This window comes from Lentzea sp. JNUCC 0626 (assembly GCF_043632865.1).
In the GTDB taxonomy this organism is placed as follows: Bacteria; Actinomycetota; Actinomycetes; order Mycobacteriales; family Pseudonocardiaceae; genus Lentzea.
On record NZ_CP171635.1, the window covers coordinates 9,460,563 to 9,480,872 of the forward strand.

General features: G+C 68.2%; 24 protein-coding genes. 15 read left to right on the forward strand and 9 right to left on the reverse strand.

Translation table 11 applies throughout. The annotated features are described in order from the left end of the window. Nucleotides 1-78: 78 nt before the first annotated feature. Entirely contained in the window at nt 79-525 is a 447-nt protein-coding gene (locus tag JNUCC0626_RS44420) for a winged helix-turn-helix transcriptional regulator (RefSeq protein ID WP_394616614.1), read from the reverse strand. A 77-nt stretch (nt 526-602) separates the two neighbouring features. On the opposite strand from JNUCC0626_RS44420, the gene JNUCC0626_RS44425 reads away from it, so the two are divergent. The 3 genes from JNUCC0626_RS44425 to JNUCC0626_RS44435 all read left to right on the forward strand — a co-directional run bounded on the left by JNUCC0626_RS44425 (nt 603) and on the right by JNUCC0626_RS44435 (nt 3,159). After that, nucleotides 603-1,115: a GNAT family N-acetyltransferase gene (locus JNUCC0626_RS44425; RefSeq protein WP_394616615.1), complete on the forward strand. Its 513-nt coding sequence runs from the start codon at nt 603-605 to the stop codon at nt 1,113-1,115. 25 nt (nt 1,116-1,140) lie between these two features. After that, nucleotides 1,141-1,608, forward strand: coding sequence for a hypothetical protein (locus tag JNUCC0626_RS44430; RefSeq protein ID WP_394616616.1), 468 nt, complete (start codon nt 1,141-1,143; stop codon nt 1,606-1,608). 84 nt (nt 1,609-1,692) lie between these two features. Beyond that, nucleotides 1,693-3,159 (forward strand): hypothetical protein, encoded by a 1,467-nt coding sequence (locus tag JNUCC0626_RS44435; RefSeq protein ID WP_394616617.1) that lies wholly within the window; start codon nt 1,693-1,695, stop codon nt 3,157-3,159. Between the two features lie 56 nt (nt 3,160-3,215). Here the strand turns inward: JNUCC0626_RS44435 and JNUCC0626_RS44440 are convergent, their stop codons facing one another. Then, the gene (locus JNUCC0626_RS44440; protein ID WP_394616618.1) at nt 3,216-3,710 is read right to left on the reverse strand and encodes a hypothetical protein; all 495 of its coding nucleotides are present in this window, start codon (nt 3,708-3,710) and stop codon (nt 3,216-3,218) included. Nucleotides 3,711-3,772: 62 nt separating this feature from the next. Continuing rightward, complete coding sequence (locus tag JNUCC0626_RS44445) at nt 3,773-4,678, reverse strand: nucleoside hydrolase (protein WP_394616619.1); 906 nt, start codon at nt 4,676-4,678, stop codon at nt 3,773-3,775. Nucleotides 4,679-4,785: 107 nt separating this feature from the next. Between JNUCC0626_RS44445 and JNUCC0626_RS44450 the strand changes: the two genes are divergently transcribed. The 10 genes from JNUCC0626_RS44450 to JNUCC0626_RS44495 all read left to right on the forward strand — a co-directional run bounded on the left by JNUCC0626_RS44450 (nt 4,786) and on the right by JNUCC0626_RS44495 (nt 12,719). Further along, a complete protein-coding gene (locus JNUCC0626_RS44450; protein ID WP_394616620.1) occupies nt 4,786-6,051 on the forward strand; it encodes a Gfo/Idh/MocA family protein in 1,266 nt (421 codons plus the stop codon). A gap of 9 nt (nt 6,052-6,060) precedes the next feature. Continuing rightward, nucleotides 6,061-7,311, forward strand: a complete 1,251-nt coding sequence (locus JNUCC0626_RS44455) for an ABC transporter substrate-binding protein (protein WP_394616621.1) — start codon at nt 6,061-6,063, stop codon at nt 7,309-7,311. Then, nucleotides 7,311-8,126: a carbohydrate ABC transporter permease gene (locus JNUCC0626_RS44460; protein ID WP_394616622.1), complete on the forward strand. Its 816-nt coding sequence runs from the start codon at nt 7,311-7,313 to the stop codon at nt 8,124-8,126. Before JNUCC0626_RS44455 ends, JNUCC0626_RS44460 begins: the two co-directional genes overlap by 1 nt. Further along, nucleotides 8,123-8,950, forward strand: a complete 828-nt coding sequence (locus JNUCC0626_RS44465; RefSeq protein ID WP_394616623.1) for a carbohydrate ABC transporter permease — start codon at nt 8,123-8,125, stop codon at nt 8,948-8,950. The genes JNUCC0626_RS44460 and JNUCC0626_RS44465 overlap by 4 nt, the downstream gene beginning before the upstream one ends. Beyond that, on the forward strand, nt 8,947-9,417 hold the full coding sequence (locus JNUCC0626_RS44470; protein ID WP_394616624.1) for a hypothetical protein: 471 nt from the start codon (nt 8,947-8,949) through the stop codon (nt 9,415-9,417). The genes JNUCC0626_RS44465 and JNUCC0626_RS44470 overlap by 4 nt, the downstream gene beginning before the upstream one ends. A gap of 5 nt (nt 9,418-9,422) precedes the next feature. Beyond that, complete coding sequence (locus tag JNUCC0626_RS44475) at nt 9,423-10,469, forward strand: Gfo/Idh/MocA family protein (protein ID WP_394616625.1); 1,047 nt, start codon at nt 9,423-9,425, stop codon at nt 10,467-10,469. Nucleotides 10,470-10,505: 36 nt separating this feature from the next. Beyond that, nucleotides 10,506-11,021, forward strand: a complete 516-nt coding sequence (locus tag JNUCC0626_RS44480) for a hypothetical protein (RefSeq protein ID WP_394616626.1) — start codon at nt 10,506-10,508, stop codon at nt 11,019-11,021. Nucleotides 11,022-11,190: 169 nt separating this feature from the next. Further along, nucleotides 11,191-11,394 carry a cold-shock protein gene (locus tag JNUCC0626_RS44485; protein ID WP_285639201.1) on the forward strand — a complete coding sequence of 68 codons (204 nt, stop codon included), beginning with the start codon at nt 11,191-11,193 and terminating at the stop codon, nt 11,392-11,394. Between the two features lie 243 nt (nt 11,395-11,637). Then, complete coding sequence (locus JNUCC0626_RS44490; protein ID WP_394616627.1) at nt 11,638-12,210, forward strand: AAA family ATPase; 573 nt, start codon at nt 11,638-11,640, stop codon at nt 12,208-12,210. Next, complete coding sequence (locus tag JNUCC0626_RS44495) at nt 12,207-12,719, forward strand: hypothetical protein (RefSeq protein ID WP_394616628.1); 513 nt, start codon at nt 12,207-12,209, stop codon at nt 12,717-12,719. Before JNUCC0626_RS44490 ends, JNUCC0626_RS44495 begins: the two co-directional genes overlap by 4 nt. Nucleotides 12,720-12,722: 3 nt before the next feature. Here the strand turns inward: JNUCC0626_RS44495 and JNUCC0626_RS44500 are convergent, their stop codons facing one another. Further along, the gene (locus tag JNUCC0626_RS44500) at nt 12,723-13,190 is read right to left on the reverse strand and encodes a hypothetical protein (protein ID WP_394616629.1); all 468 of its coding nucleotides are present in this window, start codon (nt 13,188-13,190) and stop codon (nt 12,723-12,725) included. A gap of 62 nt (nt 13,191-13,252) precedes the next feature. Between JNUCC0626_RS44500 and JNUCC0626_RS44505 the strand changes: the two genes are divergently transcribed. Then, the gene (locus tag JNUCC0626_RS44505; RefSeq protein WP_394616630.1) at nt 13,253-13,441 is read left to right on the forward strand and encodes a hypothetical protein; all 189 of its coding nucleotides are present in this window, start codon (nt 13,253-13,255) and stop codon (nt 13,439-13,441) included. Nucleotides 13,442-13,553: 112 nt separating this feature from the next. Here the strand turns inward: JNUCC0626_RS44505 and JNUCC0626_RS44510 are convergent, their stop codons facing one another. The 5 genes from JNUCC0626_RS44510 to JNUCC0626_RS44530 all read right to left on the reverse strand — a co-directional run bounded on the left by JNUCC0626_RS44510 (nt 13,554) and on the right by JNUCC0626_RS44530 (nt 18,470). Further along, nucleotides 13,554-14,129 carry a TetR/AcrR family transcriptional regulator gene (locus tag JNUCC0626_RS44510; protein ID WP_285639208.1) on the reverse strand — a complete coding sequence of 192 codons (576 nt, stop codon included), beginning with the start codon at nt 14,127-14,129 and terminating at the stop codon, nt 13,554-13,556. Further along, complete coding sequence (locus JNUCC0626_RS44515; RefSeq protein ID WP_394616631.1) at nt 14,126-16,000, reverse strand: YhgE/Pip family protein; 1,875 nt, start codon at nt 15,998-16,000, stop codon at nt 14,126-14,128. The genes JNUCC0626_RS44510 and JNUCC0626_RS44515 overlap by 4 nt, the downstream gene beginning before the upstream one ends. After that, complete coding sequence (locus JNUCC0626_RS44520; protein WP_394616632.1) at nt 15,997-16,626, reverse strand: ATP-binding cassette domain-containing protein; 630 nt, start codon at nt 16,624-16,626, stop codon at nt 15,997-15,999. Before JNUCC0626_RS44520 ends, JNUCC0626_RS44515 begins: the two co-directional genes overlap by 4 nt. 78 nt (nt 16,627-16,704) lie before the next feature. Beyond that, on the reverse strand, nt 16,705-17,625 hold the full coding sequence (locus JNUCC0626_RS44525; protein WP_394616633.1) for a GNAT family N-acetyltransferase: 921 nt from the start codon (nt 17,623-17,625) through the stop codon (nt 16,705-16,707). A gap of 11 nt (nt 17,626-17,636) precedes the next feature. Further along, complete coding sequence (locus tag JNUCC0626_RS44530; protein WP_394616634.1) at nt 17,637-18,470, reverse strand: class I SAM-dependent methyltransferase; 834 nt, start codon at nt 18,468-18,470, stop codon at nt 17,637-17,639. A gap of 179 nt (nt 18,471-18,649) precedes the next feature. On the opposite strand from JNUCC0626_RS44530, the gene rpsA reads away from it, so the two are divergent. Next, on the forward strand, nt 18,650-20,140 hold the full coding sequence (gene rpsA / locus JNUCC0626_RS44535; protein ID WP_394616635.1) for a 30S ribosomal protein S1: 1,491 nt from the start codon (nt 18,650-18,652) through the stop codon (nt 20,138-20,140). The last annotated feature ends 170 nt before the right edge of the window (nt 20,141-20,310 follow it).

Sequence of the window (20,310 nt, forward strand, 5' to 3'; positions counted from 1 at the left end):
GACTTGCGGCCTGAAACCGTCTTCGGCAATGAAGCACGCGCGAAGTTCACCCGGGCTTCGACGGTTGTCAGTACAAGTTCACTGCCTGGTCGTCACCTGCACGTCGCGCGCGGTCAGTTCGGCGGCGCACTCGGTGCACTCGACCTTCGCGCGCACGTCGCCGCCGCAGTCGCGGTGGTGCAGCTGGAAGAACTCCTCCTCGTCGGGCGCCATCCACTTCGCACCCCACGTGCGCAACGCCATCAGCACGGGATAGAGATCGCGGCCCTTTTCCGTGAGGCGGTATTCGTGCCGTGTGCGGCCGTCTTCGTGATAAGGCACGCGCTTGAGGACGTCCTCCTGCAGCAGCACGTTCAGGCGGTCGGTCAGGACGCTGCGCGAGATGTCCATCGTCGTCTGGAAGTCCTCGAAGCGTCGGGTCCCCAGGAAGATCTGGCGGAGCAGCAGCAGCGTCCAGCGCTCGCCCAGCAACGCGGCCGGGCGGCTCAGCGTGCACGGCAGCGACGCGAAGTCCGAGTACGACATGCACCCAGGATATCCCTTGCGTTCGATTTTCGAACCCAGCTACAGTTCGGATTCCGAACCCAGGAGGGGCGATCCTCATGCGCGTCACCGAGCTCGACCGCGACACCGCGCCGGAAGCCGTGGACGCGGTGTTCGCAGGACTGTCCGCCCGAAGTCGCTACCTGCGTTTTCACTCGCCGACCCCTCGGCTCACGGCGTCCGCGCGCCGGGTGCTGGTGGACGTCGACGGGGAACGGCACGCAGCCGTGTGCGCACGGGTCGGCGGCGACCCGATCGGCATCGCCAGGGTGATCAGGACCGGCGAGTGCGGCGCCGAGATCGCCGTCGCCGTGGTCGACCTGTGGCAACGCCGGGGCGTCGGCCGCAAGTTGCTGGAGGAGCTCACGACGGTCGCGGCCAGGATGGGCGTCGCCGAACTGCACGGCAACGTCCTGCCCGACAACCACGCGATGCTCGCGCTCGTCCGCAAGGTGCTGCCCGGCGTGCGGCTCAAACGGGAGATCGACACCATCGAACTCAGCTACCCGCTGGCCTGGGTGACCGCCGAGATCAGCGACGCCGATCTTGTAGAGAGCTTGCAGGAAATCTAGAGATCCCGGTCCGACCATCGGCGGCGTGACCACCGCACGTGCCGCCGGCCGCCTGATCCACCGCACCGAGATCGTCGAACGCGCGGGGACGTGGCTGCGCGACCAGGTGCCGTACAGCCAGACGAGCTTCCACGAGAACGAGCACGGCACCTACCGCGCCGACTGCTCCGGGTTCGTGTCGATGGCGTGGGGACTTCCGGGCAGGCCCGAGCACCGGCACGGCGGCCTCGACACCCCAGGTCTCGCCGGGGTGAGCACGCTGATCCTCGCGGGCGACCTGGCCGTGGGCGACATCGTCATCCGCGCCGACGGCACCAACCTCACCCGCCATGTCGTGATCTTCGCCGGCTGGGCGGAGGAACCGGAACGCTACTGGTGCTACGAGCAGGCGGGCGGTCACCGGACCCGGTTGCGCACCGTCCACTACCCCTACGACAGCACTGCTGAGCTGTACGTACCGCGTCGGTACCTGAGCGTGCGCGATCATGCGTGATCATCGTCAACAAGCGGTGAACGGACGCAAGACAAGACGTTCGACCGGACCAAAACTTCACATCGCCTTGCTACGGTGACCCGCATGAAACGGTGGGGGATGTTGGCGGTGGCAGCGGCGGCCATCACGTTCGGCTCGACGCTGGCCATGCCTGACGTCGCGGTCGCGGCCGAGGGCGGCGTCATCTGCGGGGCGTACGAGGCCAACTCCAAGATCACGCGCAGCGAGGTCCTCGCGCGCTCGCGCACGTGGATCAGCGCCCGTGTGCCGTACAGCCAGAGCGACTGCTTCGGCAACAAGTACGGCGCCTACCGCACCGACTGCTCCGGCTTCGTCTCGATGGCCTGGGGCCTGCGCATCTCCTACACCACGCACATCCTCGAGCAGGTCGCGCACCGCATCGACTGGGAGGACCTCCGCCCCGGCGACGCGCTCAACGACCGCGAGAACCACGTCGCGCTGTTCATCGGCTGGGCCGACGCCGCCAAGACGCGCCCCATCGTGCGCGAGCAGGCCGGTCCGGACGGCAGCAGGACCGTCCAGCGCGTGTGGAGCGCGAGCACGGCCCGCAAGTACGTGCCGCTGCGCTACAACAACATCCTCGAGGCGGGCAGCTCCGGCACCGGCAGCGAGACACCCGTGACGGACAAGGTCGTCGTCGCCTCCGGCCCGCAGATCTCCAACACCGGCCAGCAGCAGCTGGAGATCTTCGCGCGCGGCACCGACGGCACCGTCATGACGAACTTCCACAAGACGAGCCGCTGGGCGGGCTGGCAGCAGCTCGGCCCCGAGCTCTTCGCTGGTGACCCGGTCGCGCTGATGAACCCGGAGACGAAGATCGTCGAGGTGTTCGCGCGCGGCACGGACGGCAAGGTCTACCGCCGCACCGACGGCCAGTGGGTCGCGGTGGGCGACACCGCCGTCGCGGGCCAGCCGGTGCTCAGCTGGAACGACAAGACCAAGGCCGTCGAGGTCCTCGCCCGCGGTGAGGACGGCCTGCTGCTGCGCTTCACCGACAAGTGGGCGCCCGTCGGCGACCGCAAGATCGAGGGCGACCCCGCCGTCGCCGACAAGGACGTCTACGCCCGTTCCGCCGACGGCAAGCTCGTCAAGTGGGACGGCACCACGTGGGCCGACCAGGGCGACAAGAAGATCGTCAGCGACCCGAGCGTCGCCGTCGACCAGGTCTTCGTCCGCACCGAGTCCGGCAGCGTCGAGCAGTACGCGGCGGGCCAGTGGACGACGCTCGGCGGCAAGGGCACCGGTGCACCGGCCGCGGTCTTCAACTCGACCACCGGCACCATCGACGTCGTGCAGCTCGGCGAGGGCGGCTACGTCGAGCACTCGCGGGCGATCGACAAGGGCTGGACCCCGTGGGCGAAGCTCGGCACCACCAAGGTCACCGCGCCGCCGACGGCGATGTACCACGCGCAGACCAAGACGGTCGAGGTGTTCGCCCGCACCGACGAGGGCAAGCTGATCCGCCGCTTCTACAAGGAGAAGGCCGGCTGGAGCCAGTGGGCCGTGCTGGGCGACAAGTCCGTCAGCTGACCCAGAACGCAAAGGGCCGCGACCTCAGCGAGGTCGCGGCCCTTTTTGTTTCTACGTCAGCACTTGGCCATCATTTCGAACAGCGACTTCATGACGGCTTCCTGGTCCTGGGCCATGCCCGCGTCCCGCACCGCGCGGGAGGCCTCGCGGCACGACTCCATGGACTTGGCCGAGTTCTCGGCCTTCACCTTGTCCTCGACGGCCTTCGCAGAGATGGCCTCGGCGTCCGACACCTTCTGCGTGAGGGACTTGACCTCGGTGTCCTTGTTCTTGAGCTGCTCGGTCAGCGCCGCCTTGTCGCTCTTCTCGACGAAGTACAGCGCGCCGAACGCCCCGGCCGCGCCCAGCAGCAGCACGGCGACGATCGCGAGCACGACGACACCGGTCCTGCTCTGCTTCGGAGCGGGCGGCATCGGCATCGGCACGGCGGCGGCGAACTCGGGCTGCGGCGGCGTGAGGTCCGGCGTGACGACCTCGTACTCGGGCAGCACGGCGGTGTCCGGCTGGACGGGCGCCTGTTCGGAGGCAGGGTTCAGCGCAGGGTTGGTCATGGCAAATCTCCCCCAGGAAAAGTCACTCTTTCGGACCTTCCATCGCTGGCGGGGACCTGTCGTTACGTGAGCCGCCTCACAGCGTCGATCACGAGGTCGAAGAACCCGTCCACGTCGAGGCCGACGGCCACCCGCGCGTTCGGTTCGCGGCCCAGCCTGCCGTGCAGGTCCACGACCGTCGCGCCGCGCGTGAACGTGCCGGTCGTCTCGATCCCCACGAACGCCTCGACGCACGTGACCAGCGACGGGTCGATCACCCGCGCCACCGCCACCGGGTCGTGCAACGGCGGTGCGGCGAACCCGAACACCTCGCGGTAGGTGGCCGCGAAGAACGTCATCAGGTCGCCGCAGATCCGGCCGAGTCCGCCGAGGGCGTTCAACTGCGCCACGATCTGCGGTGTCACCAGTGCCTGGTGCGTCACGTTCAGCCCGATCATCGTGATCGGCACGCCGCTCGCGAACACGATCGCGGCCGCCTCCGGGTCGACGTAGATGTTGAACTCGGCGTACGGGGTGGTGTTGCCGCGTTCGGTCGAGCCGCCCATGAGCACGATCTCGCGCACCGCTGAAGGGCCGTAGCGGCGCAGGTACAGGGCCACGTTCGTCAACGCCCCGGTCGCCACCAAAGTCGCCGGCATGTGCGCGTGCATCAGGTCGATCGCGTGGTCGGGGACCACGCCTACGGTCGCCTCGCCGAACGCCGGACCATCCATTCCGGACTCGCCGTGGATGTCTTCTGCCACGTAAAGGGGGCGCACCAACGGTTGTGCGCTGCCTCGGGCGATCGGCACCGAAATTCCGGCGGCCGTGCAGAGCCGCTGAGCGTTCGAGGTGACCTTGTCCAGGGTCTGGTTCGCGGCCACAGTGGTGATCGCGCGCAGGTCGATCTCGGGCGAGCCGGCCGCGAGCAGGATCGCGATCGCGTCGTCGTGGCCGGGGTCGCAGTCGAGCACCACAGGAGTCGGCATGGGGCCATCCTCGTCCATGAAACAACCGAAAACGTTTACACCGAACTCTTGACGAGGTCAGGGCGGGTGCGGCTAGCGTGGGGAAAACGTTTGCAGAGGAGGCTGGGATGGTGCGCAGGCGGTACGCGGTGGTCGGGACGGGATCGCGGGCCGAGCGGCACGTCCACGCCATCGCGGTCGAACACGCGGACACGTGCGAGCTCGTGGCGTTCGCGGATGTGAACCGCACGAGGATGAACGTCCACAACGACCGGCTCGCCGATCTGGGGGTCGAGCCGGTGCCCACCTACGACGCCGCCGACTTCCTCAAGATGCTCGCCGAGCAACGGGTCGACGTCGTCGTCGTGACCACGGTCGACCGCTACCACGACACGTACGTCGTCGAGGCGTTGGACGCGGGCTGCGACGTCGTGACGGAGAAGCCGATGACGACGGACGTCCCGTCGGCGCGCAAGATCCTCGATGCGGTGCAACGCAACGATGGCAACGTCACGGTCACCTTCAACTACCGCTACAACCCGATCCACGAGCAGGTGCGCGCGCTCCTCGCTGACGGCGCGGTCGGTGAGATCGGGTCCGTGCACTTCGAGTGGTTGCTCGACACCCGGCACGGCGCCGACTACTTCCGCCGCTGGCACCGCGACAAGGCCAACTCCGGTGGGCTCATGGTGCACAAGGCGACCCATCACTTCGACCTGCTCAACTGGTGGGTCGGCAGCGTTCCCGAGACGGTGTACGCGCACGGCCGGTTGTTCTTCTACGGCGACGAGAACGGCAAACGGCACGGGTACGCCGACGACGACCGGTTCGACATCGACCTCGAACAGAACGACTGGCTGAAGAAGCTCTATGTCGACGCACGGCACGAAGACGGCTATCGCCGCGACCAGAACCCGTTCGAACCCGGTGTGTCCATTGAGGACGACATGTCGGTGCTGGTCCGGTACGCCAGCGGCGCCAACCTCACCTACCACCTCACGGCCTACTCGCCGTGGGAGGGCTACCGGCTGATGGTCAACGGCAGCAAGGGACGCCTCGAACTCGAGGTGGTCGAGAACTCCTGGGTGTCGGGCCAGGACGCGTCGGTGCACGGCAAGAACGCCAACCCCGAGCAGGGCTGGGCGAAGCTGTCGGTGCACCGGCTGTTCGAGGAACGCGAGGACATCCCGCTCGACTACGACCGGGACGGGCACGGGGGCGCCGACCAGCGCATGGTCGACGCGCTCTACGGCCCGGCCGGCCAAGAGGACCCGTTGGGACGCAAGGCAACGCACTACGACGGCACTCTCTCGCTGCTGACTGGTTTCGCCGCCAACCGCAGCTTCGAGACCGGGGAACCGGTCCACGTCGTCGACGTCATCGATCTCAGATAAGGAGACAACGTGCGCAAGGCTCTGGCCTTGGTGCTCGGCGGCGCGTTCGCGGCGGCCGGGTGTGGCGGCGGTTCGGCGAGCGGTCAGGCGGAGATCCGGTTCATCTGGTGGGGCAACGACGGCCGCGCGAAGATCACGAACGAGGCGGTGCGGCTGTTCGAGAGCCGCAACCCGGACGTGAAGGTCGCGACGTCGTTCCAGAACTTTCAGAACTACTTCGAGAAGCTCTCCACCGAGATCGCGGGCGGCAACGCCCCGGACGTGATCCAGATGGACTACCGCTACCTCAACGAGTACGCGGGCCGCAACGTCCTGCTGGACCTCACCCCTTTCGTGGGCAAGGAAATTCGCACCGCCGACTGGAACCAGGGCTTCATCGGCAGCGGCAGCCTGAACGGCAGGCAGGCCGCGATGCCGTTGGCGCAGAACGCCACCACGATCGTCTACGACCCGAAGCCGTTCGCGACCGCCGGCGTACCCGAGCCGCGGCTGGGCTGGACCTGGACCGACTACAGGACGGCTGCGGCGAAGATCCAGGCGAGCACAGGGATCGCCGGATCGACCGACTTCGGCGGCACCGAGGACGTCTTCGAGACCTGGCTGCGGCAGCGCGGCAAGGCGTTGTACGACAACGGGAAGCTCGGCTACGGCAGGGACGATCTGAAGGCGTTCTGGCAGCTCTCCAAGGACTTCCGCGACGGCAACGCCACCACGTCGGCCGAGCTCGTGACCACGGTGAACGCCGGTGCCGAGCAGACCCCGATGGGCAAGAAGCTCTCGGCGTCCGAACACAGCTACGACAGCCTGTACAGCGGCTACCACACCGTGCGCCCGGACGAGCTCAAGCTCGGCCCGTATCCCAGTGACAGCAAAGAAGTTCTCGGCTCGTACCGCAAACCGTCGCAGCTCATCAGCGCGTCCGCCCGCACCAAGCACAAGGACGCGGCGGTCCGGCTCATCGACTTCCTGTTGAACGACCCGGACGCCGGCAAGATCCTCGGCGCCAACCGCGGCCTGCCCGCGAACCTCAAGATCCGCGAGGCCGTGGCGCAGAACCTCAGCGGTGCCGACAAAGTGGTCTTCGAGTACCAGAAGGCCGTCGACGCGAAGCTCGGTGACGCGCCACCCGCCCCGCCCAAAGGCGACGGCACGATCTACAAGCTCATGCAGCGCAAACACGAAGAGGTCGTGTTCGGGAAGAAGACCCTCGACGAGGCGTTGGACGAGTTCTGGCGTGACGCGGAACAGGCGCTGAAGTAGTGCCGTACGTGTTCCTGGCGCCGTGGCTGCTCGGCGCCATCGGACTCACGGTCGCGCCCATGGTCGTGTCGCTGTACCTGTCGTTCACCGACTACGACCTGTTCAACGAACCGCGGTGGGTCGGCCTCGACAACTACGCCAGGCTGTTCGGCGACGACCCGCGCTACCTCGACTCGGTCGGGGTGACGCTCCGGTACGTCGTGTGGTCGGTGCCGCTCAAACTCCTCATCGCGCTGGCGGTCGCGTTGCTGCTGAACTCGCTGCGCGGCAGGGGACAGGCGTTCTTCCGCTCGGCCTTCTACGCGCCGTCGCTGCTGGGGGCGTCGGTCGGGCTGGCGCTGGCGTGGCGGGCGATCTTCGACACCCTGGTCGACACGCCGGACACCGCGCTGCTCACGATCGTGCTGCTGTCGGCGTGGCAGTTCGGCGCCCCGATGGTGATCTTCCTGGCCGGGTTGCAGCAGATCCCGCGCGATCTCCTGGACGCGGCCGCGGTCGACGGCGCCGGGTGGTGGCGCCGGCTCGCGTCGATCACGCTGCCGATGCTGTCGCCGGTGCTGTTCTTCAACCTGGTGCTGGAGACGATCCACGCCTTCCAGGCGTTCACGCAGGCGTTCGTCGTGAGCGGCGGGCGCGGGGGACCGGCCGACTCGACCCTGTTCTACACGCTCTACCTGTACGAACGCGGGTTCACGGAGTTCCGCATGGGCTACGCGTCGGCGATGGCGTGGGTGCTGCTGGTGGCGATCGCGGTGATCACCGCCGTGCTGTTCCGGACCTCGCGGTACTGGGTGTTCTACGGAGACGCGCGATGAGACGTGCCGCCACGTTGTTGTTGTGCCTCGCCGTGCTGGCATTGGTGCTCTATCCGATCGTGTGGCTGATCTCGGCGTCGCTCACGCCCGTCGAGGACCTGGTGGCGAACCTGAGGTCGTTGTTCCCCGGCAGGATCACGGCCGACGGTTACGCGGGCGCGCTGGAGGGTGCGGGCGGCGAGTCGTTCTGGACGTTCCTCGGCAACTCGACCGTCGTGGCGTCCGGGGCGGTCGTCGGCAACGTCGTGTCGTGCTCGCTCGCCGCCTACGCGTTCGCCCGGCTGCGGTTCCGGCTGTCCGGCCCGCTGTTCGCGTTCGCGCTGGTCACGATCATGCTGCCGGCGCACGTCACGCTCATCCCGCAGTACGTCGTGTTCCAGCGGCTCGGGATGGTGGACACGTTCGTGCCGCTGATCCTGCCCAAGCTGCTCGCCACCGACGCGTTCTTCGTGTTCCTGATGGTGCAGTTCATGCGCGGCATCCCGGGCGAGCTGGACGAGGCCGCGAAGATCGACGGCTGCGGGCCGGTCAGGAACTTCCGGTACGTGGTCCTGCCGTTGTCGAGGCCCGCGCTGGTGACGACCGCGATCTTCACGTTCATCTGGACGTGGAACGACTTCTTCGCGCAGCTGATCTACCTGTCGTCGACCGAGAACTACACGATCCCGATGGGCCTGCGGCTGTTCATCGACCAGACGTCGTCGTCCTCGTACGGGCCGATGTTCGCCATGTCGGTGCTGTCGCTGGTGCCGATCGGGCTGTTCTTCCTGGCGTTCCAGCGGTTCCTGGTCGCGGGCGTCGCGACGACGGGGCTGAAGGGATGAGACGGCTGGAGGAGTTCGCGGACGTCCTTCTGCTCGGGGTGTTCGTGTTCGTCGCCTCGCTGCCGGTCGTGACGGCCTTCTCGGCGTTCGGCGCGGCCCGCGAGGTGCTGCGCGAGGACCTCCCGGTCGGCCGGTTCTGGACGGTGCTGCGCGTGCAGTGGGTGCCGGGGGTGCTCTTCGGCCTCGGGTGGGCGTTGCTCGTCGCCGACGTCCTCTTAGTGGTCACGGTGCTGCCCGCGCCATTGCCCGTTCGGGTGGCCGTGTTGGCCGCTTCGGCCGCCGCCGGTGCCTGGATGCTGTCGCAAACGTGTCTTCGTTGGCGCGGCGCATTGAAATTCCACGCACCTCGGCTGATGCTGATGGCCGCGTTGGTGGTCGCCGGTGTGCTGGTGTGGGCACTGCCTCCGCTGGCGCTGGTGATCGGCGGACCGCTCGCGCTCGCGGCGCAGCCCGCCCGAGAAGGGTGAGAACGATGCGTGTTGCGCTGGTCGGAGCTCGGGGGCACGGGGCGCGGCACGTGGAGAACCTCGTCCGGCTCGGGCACGACGGGCTGGCGACGTTCGTGGGCGTGGTCGACGTGGCGGACGTGGACGTGCCGGTGCCGTCCTATCCGGACCTGCCGTCGCTCGCGGCCGAACTGCACCCGGAGGTCGTCGTGATCTCCTCGCCGCCCGCGACGCACCGCGACCTCGTGCTGGAGGCGTTCGAACTCGGCTGCGACGTGCTGGTCGAGAAACCGGCCGTGCTGTCGGTGCACGACTTCGAGGAGATCTCGTCGGCGGCGCGCGAACGCGGGCTCGTGTGTCAGGTCGGATTCCAGACGCAGGGCACAGGCTCGTACCGGCGCCTCTGCTCGTTGATCGGCGCCGGCGCGTTGGGCGACATCACCGGTATCGGCGCCGCGGGCCGTTGGGTGCGCACGGACTCGTACTACGAACGGTCCGAGTGGGCCGGTCGGCAGGGCGAGGACGGGACGCTCGTGAACCCGTTCGCGCACGCCCTGCAGAACGCGCTGCTGCTCGCCGATGTCGAGGAACGAGCCGACATCGCTGTCGAGCTGGAGCTCTACCGATGCCGCGACACGATCACTGCGGACGACACGGCCTGTGTGCGGATCACGGCCGATGACGCGCCTCCGGTCGTGGTCGCCACAACGCTCTGCGCCACGACATCGTTGCCACCGGTCGTGCTCGTGCACGGGACGCTCGGGCAGGCCGTGTGGTGGTACGACGACGACAGGCTGACGGTCAACGACCACCGCATGGCCACGCCACTGTCCGTTGATCTTCTGGAGAACCTGGTCCGGCACCGGCAGAACGGCGAACCGCTGGTCGCGCCACTGGCCGCGGCCAGGGCGTTCACGACGGTCGCCGAGCAGTGCGGCAAGGCCGAGGTGCCGCTGCTGCCCGCTCGTCGCGTGGGCGACCGGGTGGTGCTCGACGGCATCGACGAGGTCGTCGTGCGGGCGGCCGAGAAGATCGCCACCTTCGCGGAGTTGGGCTGCGGTTTCGGACGGTAGGGTGCCGCGCAGAACGCCGCGTCGGGGAGACTTGCGTTGAGCACCTACATCGACTTGAAAGACGTCCGGATCACCGGTTACGTCTCCATGGGCCTGATCGCGCTGGTCGCCGCCGAGTCGGTGTGGGGCACGATCAACGACTGGCAGGGCGGCTCCTCGTCATGGAGCTTCCTCGCCATCATGATGGTCATCCCTGCGGGCGTGGCGTTCTTCGTCTGGTTCCGCGGGGTCACGCACAACGCCGAGGCGATCGCGCTGCACGGCGTGCGGAGCGTGCCGCAGGTGTGGAAGGCGAGCGATCCGGCGCAGCGCGACGTGCCGTTCGCCCAGCGCGTGGCGAGCCCGTTGATCAGGCCCTGGCAGTACACCTTCCTCGCGATGGTGCTCGGCGACATCTTCGAGTCGTTACTGCTCGACACCCCCGCCTACGTGGTGTTTTCCACGCTGTCGACCCTCTGCGCGCTCGGCGCGGCCGGGCTCGCGTGCTTCCTCATCTTCCGGATCTCGCTCATGCAGCAGCGGTTCGCGGTACCCCAGAACAAGCGCCGCTGACCTGGGGTATACTTCTATGTTGGTTGCGGTTTTGTGTTCGTGTATTGCACGCTCGCCGAACTTCAGTTGCGAGCGCTTCTCCTCCTTCACGGTTGGGGCAGGCTCATGACCAACCACGGAGCGGCCGCACAGTGCGGCTCGTTCTTCAGTACGCAAGGAGAAGCAGTACATGGCTAACGGCACCGTCAAGTGGTTCAACGCCGAAAAGGGCTTCGGCTTCATCGCCCCCGAGGACGGCGGCGCTGACGTCTTCGTCCACTACTCGGCCCTCAACGGCAGCGGCTACCGCAGCCTCGAGGAGAACCAGCGCGTCACGTTCGACATCACGCAGGGCCAGAAGGGCCCGCAGGCGACGAACGTCAACGCTCTCTGACGTTGGTTTTCGAAACGCGGGGTCCCCAGTCGGGGGCCCCGCGTTTTCTGTTGTGATCATTGGGTTTCCAGCGGTGTGGCGCGGAACGTTGCCGGGCTGATTCGCGGTCGGACGGGTGCATCGTGGTGCCGCCCCCACGTCCTCGTACTGGTGGTACGGGGGCGTGGGGGCGGTGCCGCGAGGTGCCCTGCTGAGCGTGAATCAGCCCGCCAAGGTTCCGCGCCGCGCCGCTATCTTGGTCCGATGCCGTTGCTCGGACCAGCAGATCCGCTGCCGCACGTGCCCCGGCGCGTTCTCGTCGCGGGCAACGCCGGATCCGGCAAGTCGACGCTGTGCGGGCGTATCGCCTCGGCCCGTGACCTGCGCTGCGTCGAGCTCGACTCCTTGTACTGGGGTCCGCGGTGGACGCCGCGACCGGAGTTCCTCGACGAGGTCCTGGCGTTCGCCGCCGAGGACCACTGGGTCACCGAGTACCAGTACAAGCTGGCGCGTCCCTCGTTGCTGACCCGCGCGGACACCGTCGTGTGGCTCGACCACCGGTTCCCCGTCGTGATGGGCCGGTTGGTGGCTCGCACGATCAGACGTCGCGCAGGCAGGGTGGAGTTGTGGAACGGTAACCAGGAGTCGCCGCTGCGGTCGGTGTTCACGGACTCCGGGCACATCCTGCGGTGGGGCTGGAAGAGCTACTGGCGCAACCGGGCGAGGGCGCTCGCCCTGGTCGACGAGGTCGTGGTCGTGCGGTTGCGCGGGCAGGGGCAGGTCGAGCGGTGGCTCTCGGGCCCGCTCGCCTCGGTCGGACGGGAGCGTGCGCGGTGAGAACGGCTCTGGTGCTCGGCGGGACAGGCATGTTGGCCGGCTGCGTCGCGCAGTTGGTGGCCCGCGAGTGGCGGGTGGTGCTGCCGTGCCGCACCCAGCCGTTGACGGCCGACGACGGGCCGGGCCGTGCCGCGCGGGCGTCGCTCTCGCGGGGACACCGGCCGACCTGGGTGCGAGCCGACTGGGCCGAGCCGTCGAAGCTCGCCACCGAGGTCGGGTACGAACTCGAAGGGCACCCGGTGAACCTGCTGGTCGCCTGGGTGCACGACAGCTACCGCGTGAGCGTGTTGAACGCCGTGCGGCACCTTCTCGCAGAAGGCGCGCCGGTGGTGGAGGTGCACACTTCGGCGCCGGTGCCGGACCCGGTGCTGCCGCATCCGACGCAGCAGGTCCTGCTCGCCCACTTCGCGCACGACGCCACGCAACGCACGAACCGCGCGGTGCTGGAGGCCGTCGACCGGGCGTTGGAGGGACGGGCGCCCTCGCTGCACCACGAGGACGCCCGCTGAGCGTTACGGCTTCTCGAGCTTCGCGCGGCCGATCTCGGCCTGCACCTTGATGCCCGCCGCCACGTTCACGAGCTGCCGCACGACCACGTCCTCGTTGCGGATGTCGGCGATCGTCTGCTTGGTCTTCGTGACGAACTCGAACTCCGCCACCTCGGGTGCCTCGATCTCGGCGACCTTCTGGAAGTCCTTGCTGAAGTCCAGCACCACCTCGGCGCCGTCGAGCACGACCAGCTGGTAGTCCGACGGCAGTTCGGAGGCGAAGCCCTTCTGGAACTTGCCGGTGACCTTGAGCCCGTCGGGTGTCTCCTCGAGGTCGAGGACGCCGTCGACCGGGGTGAACAACGCTTCCCGGAAGTCGGCGGTGGCCTTCACCGGCGCGGCCGCGGGCGGTTCCGGGTCGGCCAGCGCGGGGGAGGCGGTGAGAGCGGCGGTCGCGAGCAGGACGGTGGCGATGCTCAGCAGTTTCGGCATGTCTTCGTTCGTACCTGCGGGCATTTGCCCTCGCTCGGTCAAATCCGTCGCTCGATCGGGCGGTGGCCGCCATCGAGGTCACGACGGGCGTCGCCGTGATCGAGTCCGTGCTCTCGTGGACCCTCGACTTCGTCCAGGTGTACGACGTCATCGGCTCGCTCGCGTTGCTCACGCACGCACGTTCATCCCGTACGCGGTCGTGCAGGACGTCTGGCGCGGTTGCGACCGCACGCGGCCGATGGTCGGGCTGAAGCAACGGACCGAGAGCGGCCTCGTGAAGGCCTCGTGGGCTCACCTACATCGCCTCGAACGCGCCCGCCGTGCTGGCCGCGCGGGTGATCCGGACGGTGAACGAGATGCAGGTCAGCGTGCCGAGCGCATCCCCCGCACCAGCAGCATGACCGAGTCGCGCACCTCGGCGCGTGATCGTTCCGGCTGGAACACCTGCCAGTCCAGGGCGATCACGAGCAGGGTGCCGAACAACGCCGCCGACGCGGTGCCGACCTCCACGCCCTCCGGCAGGCGGCCCGCGTCGGACAGGCGCTTCATCTGTCCGCGCACGATCGAAACGATGTCGTCGCGCAGCAACGAGAGAGTGCCGTGCCATTGGCCCGGCGTGCGCCATAGCTCCGAGACGAGGAGCTGGCCGAACGCCGGGTACTCGGCCCAGAAGCCGAGCATCTCGTCGACCAGCGCCTCCAGCGAGTCCTCGGAGCCCTCCGCGGACCGCAGCCGGCCAGCGAGGATCTCCACGCCGTGGTGCAGCAGCGCTTCGACCAGGGCGTCCTTCGAGGCGAAGTTGTAGTAGATCGTGCCCTTGGCGACGCCCGCCTCCGCGGCGATCTCGTCGACCGTCACCGAGGCCGCGCCCCGTTCGCCGACCAGCTTCAACGCCGCGTCGAAGAGCTTCTGCTTCGTCGCCGTCGTCCGCGCGCTCACAGCACGAGCTCCGGCTTGAGCTTGGACGCTGTCCACACGCGCTGCTTGTAGGCCGCCACGGACGTCAAGGCTAGGGCTCCGACCAGCCAGGCGAGAAGGATCAGCGCGTCCTTTCCGACGCTGCCGAGGTCACCGCCGTACATGAGGTGGCGCAGACCGTCGACCGCGTAGCCCATCGGCAGGCCGTAGTGCAGCGGGTACAGCGGCACCGGGATCGTCTGCCACGGGAACGTGCCACCCGCGCTGACCAGCTGCAGGATCAGCAGGATCAGGCCGAGGAACTTGCCGACCGCGCCGAACGCGGCGTTCAGGGCGTGCAGGATCGCGACGAACGTGAGCGACATCAGCGCGAGGAACCCGAACGTGCCGAGGGGGTTCGACGGCTCGATGTCGACCACGAACCGTACGACCGTGAACATCACGAGCACCTGCACGATGCCGAGGAGCGCACCGGGCAACCAACCGCCCAACGCGACCCGCAGCGCGGACTGACCCGCGGCGAGCGCACGGCGTGAGAGCGGACGCAGCAGCAGGAAGAGCACGAACGCGCCGATCCACGTCGCAAGGCCCAGGAAGAACGGGGCGAGGCCCGCGCCGTACGTGGCCGCCTTCGTCTGGGACAGGCCGCGCACCGCCACCGGGTCGCCGATTGCCTGCGCGATCGCGGCCCGCGTCGGGTCGTCCTGGTTCGGGATCTTGTCGATGCCGCCGGACAGGCCGGTGCTGAGGTCGGCCGCGCCGGTCGCGAGTTGCGTGGCACCGTCCTTGAGCTGCGGCGTCGCCGTCGCGACCTGCTGTAGACCGGTGTTCAAGGTCGTGGCGCCGTCGTCCAGCTTGGCGACGCCGGCGGCCAGCGCGGGCATCTTCGCCGACAGCTGCTCGGCGCCGTCCGCGACCTGGTCCGCGCCGTTCGCGAGCTTGCGCAGGTCGCCGGCCGCGCCCTGGACCTTGGTGTTGGCGTCGTCCACGGGCTTGCGCACCTGGCCGAGCGTGGTCAGGACGTTCTGCACCTGCTCCTCGGTGAAGCCGAGGGCGCGCAGCCGGGTGGCGAGGTCGCCGTTGAACTTGTCGAGGCCACCGACGAGTTCCTGGGCCTTCTTCGCGTACGTCTCGGCCTCGGTGGCGGCGGTCTCGTTGCCGGTCGCGACCTGGCGGGCGCCGTCGGCGAGCTTCTTCGTGGCGTCGGGCAGCTGCCCGGTCTGCGTCCGCAGCTCGTGCAGGCCGTTGCTCAGCTGGGTCGCGCCGGGGGCGAGCTTCTGCACGCCGGTGTCGAGCTCGGTGATCTTATCGCGCAGCGTCGCGTTGCCGTCCGCGAGCTTCTTCGCGCCGTCGGCGGCCTTGGTGGTCTCCTGGCGGATCGTGGAGAAGCCGAGCAGCAGCTTGTCCGCGGCCTCGGTGGAGACCTTCGCGGTGACGGCCCGGCGGACCTCGTTCACGACCTGGTTCGCGATCGTGGAGCCGAGGTAGTTGTTGGCGTCGTTGGTGGTCAGGGTCAGCACGCCCTGGCGCGGCCGGTTCTGCTCGGCGGAGGTGAGCGCCTCGGAGAAGTCCTCGGGCAGCGTCAGCGCGAAGATGAACTCGCCCTTGCGCACGCCCTCGTCCGCGTCGTCGACGACCTTCCAGTTGAACTTCCTGCCGTTGAGCAGCTCGTCGGCGACGTCCTTGCCGGCGTTGAGGTCCTGGGCGCCCTTGTCCTTCACGACCAGCGCGGCGGGCACGTTGTTGAGGTTCGCGTACGGGTCCTTGTTGGCGTACAGGTAGAGCGACGCGTACAGCAGAGGCACCAGCGCCAGAGCCAGGACGGCGAGCTTGGGGAGCTTGCCGGAGGTGATCCGGCGCAGTTCGTTGAAGGCCATGCGAAGGGCGCTCATGCGGTGATCTCCATCTTGGTGTCGTTGTCCTCACCAAGGCGCGCGTGCGTGATGTCGAGGATGTGGGCCGAGGAGTTCGAGCACAGGACGACGACGGACCGTTCGGGGGTCACGTGGTCGCTCGCCAGTGCGAACCACTCGCGCGGGTTCGGGTGGTAGCGGTCGGGGCAGTCGAGGATCAGCGTCGTGACGCCGGGGCGGGCGGCGGCCAGTTCGAGCATCACCGCGCACCGGGTCTGCGCCGGGACGTGCTCGAAGCGCTTGTCCGCGTGCTCGTCGGCGGCGTGCTCGACCAACCAGTCGTGCACCGCCTTCTTGCCGGACGGCATGCGGTTCATCGCGAGCTCCTCGCCCACGACCGCGGCGAGCGTCAGCGACTCCTCCGGCTCGTTCACCTCGGGGGCGTCGACCAGGACGACGTGCTTGCGCAGCGCCTTCGCGTCCGGTGACACCTCGCCCGTCGAGGGCTTCATACGGCCGGAGAGGAGGAGGGCCAGTGCCGTGTGGCCGGCGCCCGGTTCGCCCGCGACCAGCGTGAGCTCGCCGGGCTTCACGGTCAGCGAAGTCGGCCGGAGCAGGGGACCATGGCCCCCGTTGACACCTGCGCGACTTGCGTGGATCTCCACGTCTTTACCCTCCGTTTAAACTGACCGGTCAGTACAAATTCTCCCGCAGACCTCTGCCACTGGCAACTCGGACATAGGTCACCTAAGGGCGGTGGCGGGGCGTACTTCCCAGACGGTCCACAGCGGCCGGTAGCCCTGGCGGGGCCAGAAGACGCTGCTCAGCGGGTTCGGCGGGTTGTAGTAGAGGTACGTGCCGACCGTGCCCATCCGGTGAAGTTCCTGGTGGGCGTAGGCGAGGAGCTGCTGGCCGACCCCCGTGCCGCGGGCGCCCGGCAGCACGGAGACGCAGTTCACATAGCCCCAACGGCCGCGCGGGAGCCTCGCCGCCGCTGCCGTGCCCGGTTCGGAGGAGACGATCGCGCACTCGGCCAGCGCCACCGCGATGCCGTCGCGTTCGGCGAGCCAGATCGGGCTGGCGTTCTTCAGACGTTCGGCGAGGGCGCGGCGCTTCACTATCGCCGAGTTGGGACGCACGATCGTGGAGCCGACGTAGGAGGAGTACTCCAGTTCGGCTAGGGACAGCTCCAGCACGGTTTCGAGGTCGAGTGGGGTGGCGCGGCGGATGGTGAGCGTGCGCGACACGTGCTGTGCGGGTGTGCGCAGGCGTACGGCGAGCACGGACAGCGGCACCAGGCCGTGGTCGAGGAACGCCCGCGCGGCCTGGGTGTCACGGCTCGGCCAGTGCACGACGCACGCCGTGTCCTCGCCGACCTCCTGGCTGTCGAGGTGCCGCCGGAAGCGCGTGAGCAGGGCGTCCATCCCCTGCGCGGCGCCGACCAGCGGCAGCATCTCCCAGACCTCGGCGGCCGACCACAGCCGTGTGGTCGAGTGCTGTTCGAAGCTCTGGTGGCTGATGACCCCGGCCACGCGCGTGCCGTCCGCCAGCGCCGCCGTGATGACGTGGCCGTCGGGAGGCAGTTCGGTGGCGGGCGGCAGTAACGGGTCCAGTGCGGAGAACCGGGCTGACTGGGCCGCCACTAGTCCGCGTGCCGAGGTCATGGCACGTGAGATTACGACGTCAGGCGCGTGCGGAAGATCGCGGTGCCGGGGAAGAGCTTGCCGCGCAGCGGGCTCCACTGGCCCCAGTTGCGGGTGTGCCCCTTCGGCCACTCCGGCTCGACCAGGTCCTCGACGACGAAACCGGTGTTCGTGAGGGCCCGGACGTAGTCGCCCAGCGTGCGGTGGTGCTCCACGTACGTGGCGTGGCCGTCGTCGTCCACCTCTACATAAGGAGTGCGGTCGAAGTACGACTGCGTGACGGTGAGCCCCATCGGGCCGGGGTCGTCCGGGAAGATCCACCTCATCGGGTGGTTCACCGAGAACACCCAGGGGGCACCGGGCCGCAGCACGCGGGCCAGTTCGCTGAAGACCTCCTGAACGTCCGCGACGAACGGCACGGCGCCGAACGCGCTGCACGCGGCGTCGAAGGAGTCCGTGCGGAACGGCAGCTGGTCGGCGCTGGCCTGCACGAGCGGGACGTCGATGCCGGTCTCCGCGTTGTACGCGCGCGCGTGGCGGAGCATGCCCGCGGAGATGTCGAACGCGGTGACCTCGGCCTTGTTGTCCTTGAGCCAACGCGCGCACGGGGCACTGCCGCAGCCGACCTCCAGGATGCGCTGACCTGCGACTTCGCCGAGGAACCTGACCTCTTCTTCTTTGACGCCCTCCGGGCACCACACGAAGTCGGCCGCGCCGAGGAAGTCACCGTGCGTCTGGTGGTAGTCGTCGGCGTCCGCGTCCCACCAGATCCGGTTCGCCACGCGCGACTCCGCGGCGTCCGCTCCGCGCTTCACGATCCCGGCGGTGCCGAGCGCTCGTTCCGCGCTCGCGTGCTGGTTGGACACACTGCTCCTTCACATGGGGGCTGGTTTGCTTGCGCGTCTCGCGGCCGCGTACGATATCGCGTGCGTAGTGGGTTAGTGCTGCCCATGATCCAAGACCGCCGGATTCCAGGTCGCTGCGACGCTGCGCGCGCACCACTACCAAGCCATCAATGCCAATCCGTACCGGAGCCACCTACCTAATGTCCACCGACACCACCACCGCCCCCGTTGCCGCTGCTCCCAAGCAGGTCGCGATCAACGACATCGGGACGGAGGAGGACTTCCTCGCAGCTATCGACAAGACGATCAAGTACTTCAACGATGGCGACATCGTTGAGGGCACGATCGTCAAGGTCGACCGGGACGAGGTCCTGCTCGACATCGGCTACAAGACCGAGGGCGTCATCCCCTCGCGCGAACTGTCGATCAAGCACGACGTCGACCCCAACGAGGTCGTCAAGGTCGGTGACGAGGTCGAGGCGCTTGTTCTCCAGAAGGAGGACAAGGAAGGCCGTCTGATCCTCTCCAAGAAGCGCGCCCAGTACGAGCGCGCGTGGGGCACCATCGAGGCCCTCAAGGAGAAGGACGAGCCCGTCAAGGGCACGGTCATCGAGGTCGTCAAGGGTGGTCTCATCCTCGACATCGGCCTCCGCGGCTTCCTCCCCGCCTCGCTCGTCGAGATGCGTCGCGTCCGCGACCTCCAGCCGTACGTCGGCCGCGAGCTCGAGGCCAAGATCATCGAGCTGGACAAGAACCGCAACAACGTGGTCCTGTCCCGCCGTGCGTGGCTCGAGCAGACCCAGTCCGAGGTCCGCAGCGAGTTCCTCAACCAGCTGCAGAAGGGCCAGGTCCGCAAGGGCGTCGTGTCCTCGATCGTCAACTTCGGTGCCTTCGTGGACCTGGGTGGCGTCGACGGTCTCGTCCACGTCTCGGAGCTGTCCTGGAAGCACATCGACCACCCGTCCGAGGTTGTCGAGGTCGGCCAGGAAGTCACCGTCGAGGTCCTCGACGTCGACATGGAGCGCGAGCGCGTCTCCCTGTCGCTGAAGGCCACGCAGGAAGACCCGTGGCGCCAGTTCGCCCGTACCCACGCGATCGGCCAGATCGTGCCGGGCAAGGTCACGAAGCTCGTTCCGTTCGGCGCGTTCGTCCGCGTCGACGAGGGCATCGAGGGCCTGGTCCACATCTCCGAGCTGGCCGAGCGCCACGTCGAGATCCCGGAGCAGGTCGTGCAGGTCGGCGACGACGTCATGGTCAAGGTCATCGACATCGACCTCGACCGTCGCCGCATCTCGCTGTCGCTCAAGCAGGCCAACGAGGGCTTCACGGTCGACTCCGAGTTCGACCCGACCCAGTACGGCATGGCCGCCGAGTACGACGACCAGGGCAACTACATCTACCCCGAAGGCTTCGACCCGGAGTCGCAGGAGTGGGGCGAGGGCTTCGACAAGCAGCGTGAGGAGTGGGAGCGCCAGTACGCCGAGGCGCACACTCGTTACGAGGCCCACATGAAGCAGATCCGCAAGGCCGCCGAGGCCGAGGAAGAGGCTTCGGCCGAGGGTGCGGGCAACTACACCTCCGGTGGCGACGCGCCTTCCACGTCCGTTGGTGCGCCGGCTCAGTCCGGTGGCACGCTTGCCTCTGACGAGCAGCTCGCGGCTCTCCGCGAGAAGCTGTCGGGTGGCATGTGAGCCTTCGGCTCTAGCTAGACCCCGTTTTACGGAGGCCCCCACACCCCTTGGGTGTGGGGGCCTCCGCTTTGTCCGTAGGTTCCCTGGTTTGCGGGCGGCCTGGTTGCCTTGCGTGCTTCCCCTGGGGCTCTGCCCCCAGACCCCCGGCAATCTGGTGGATTCCAGGGGTC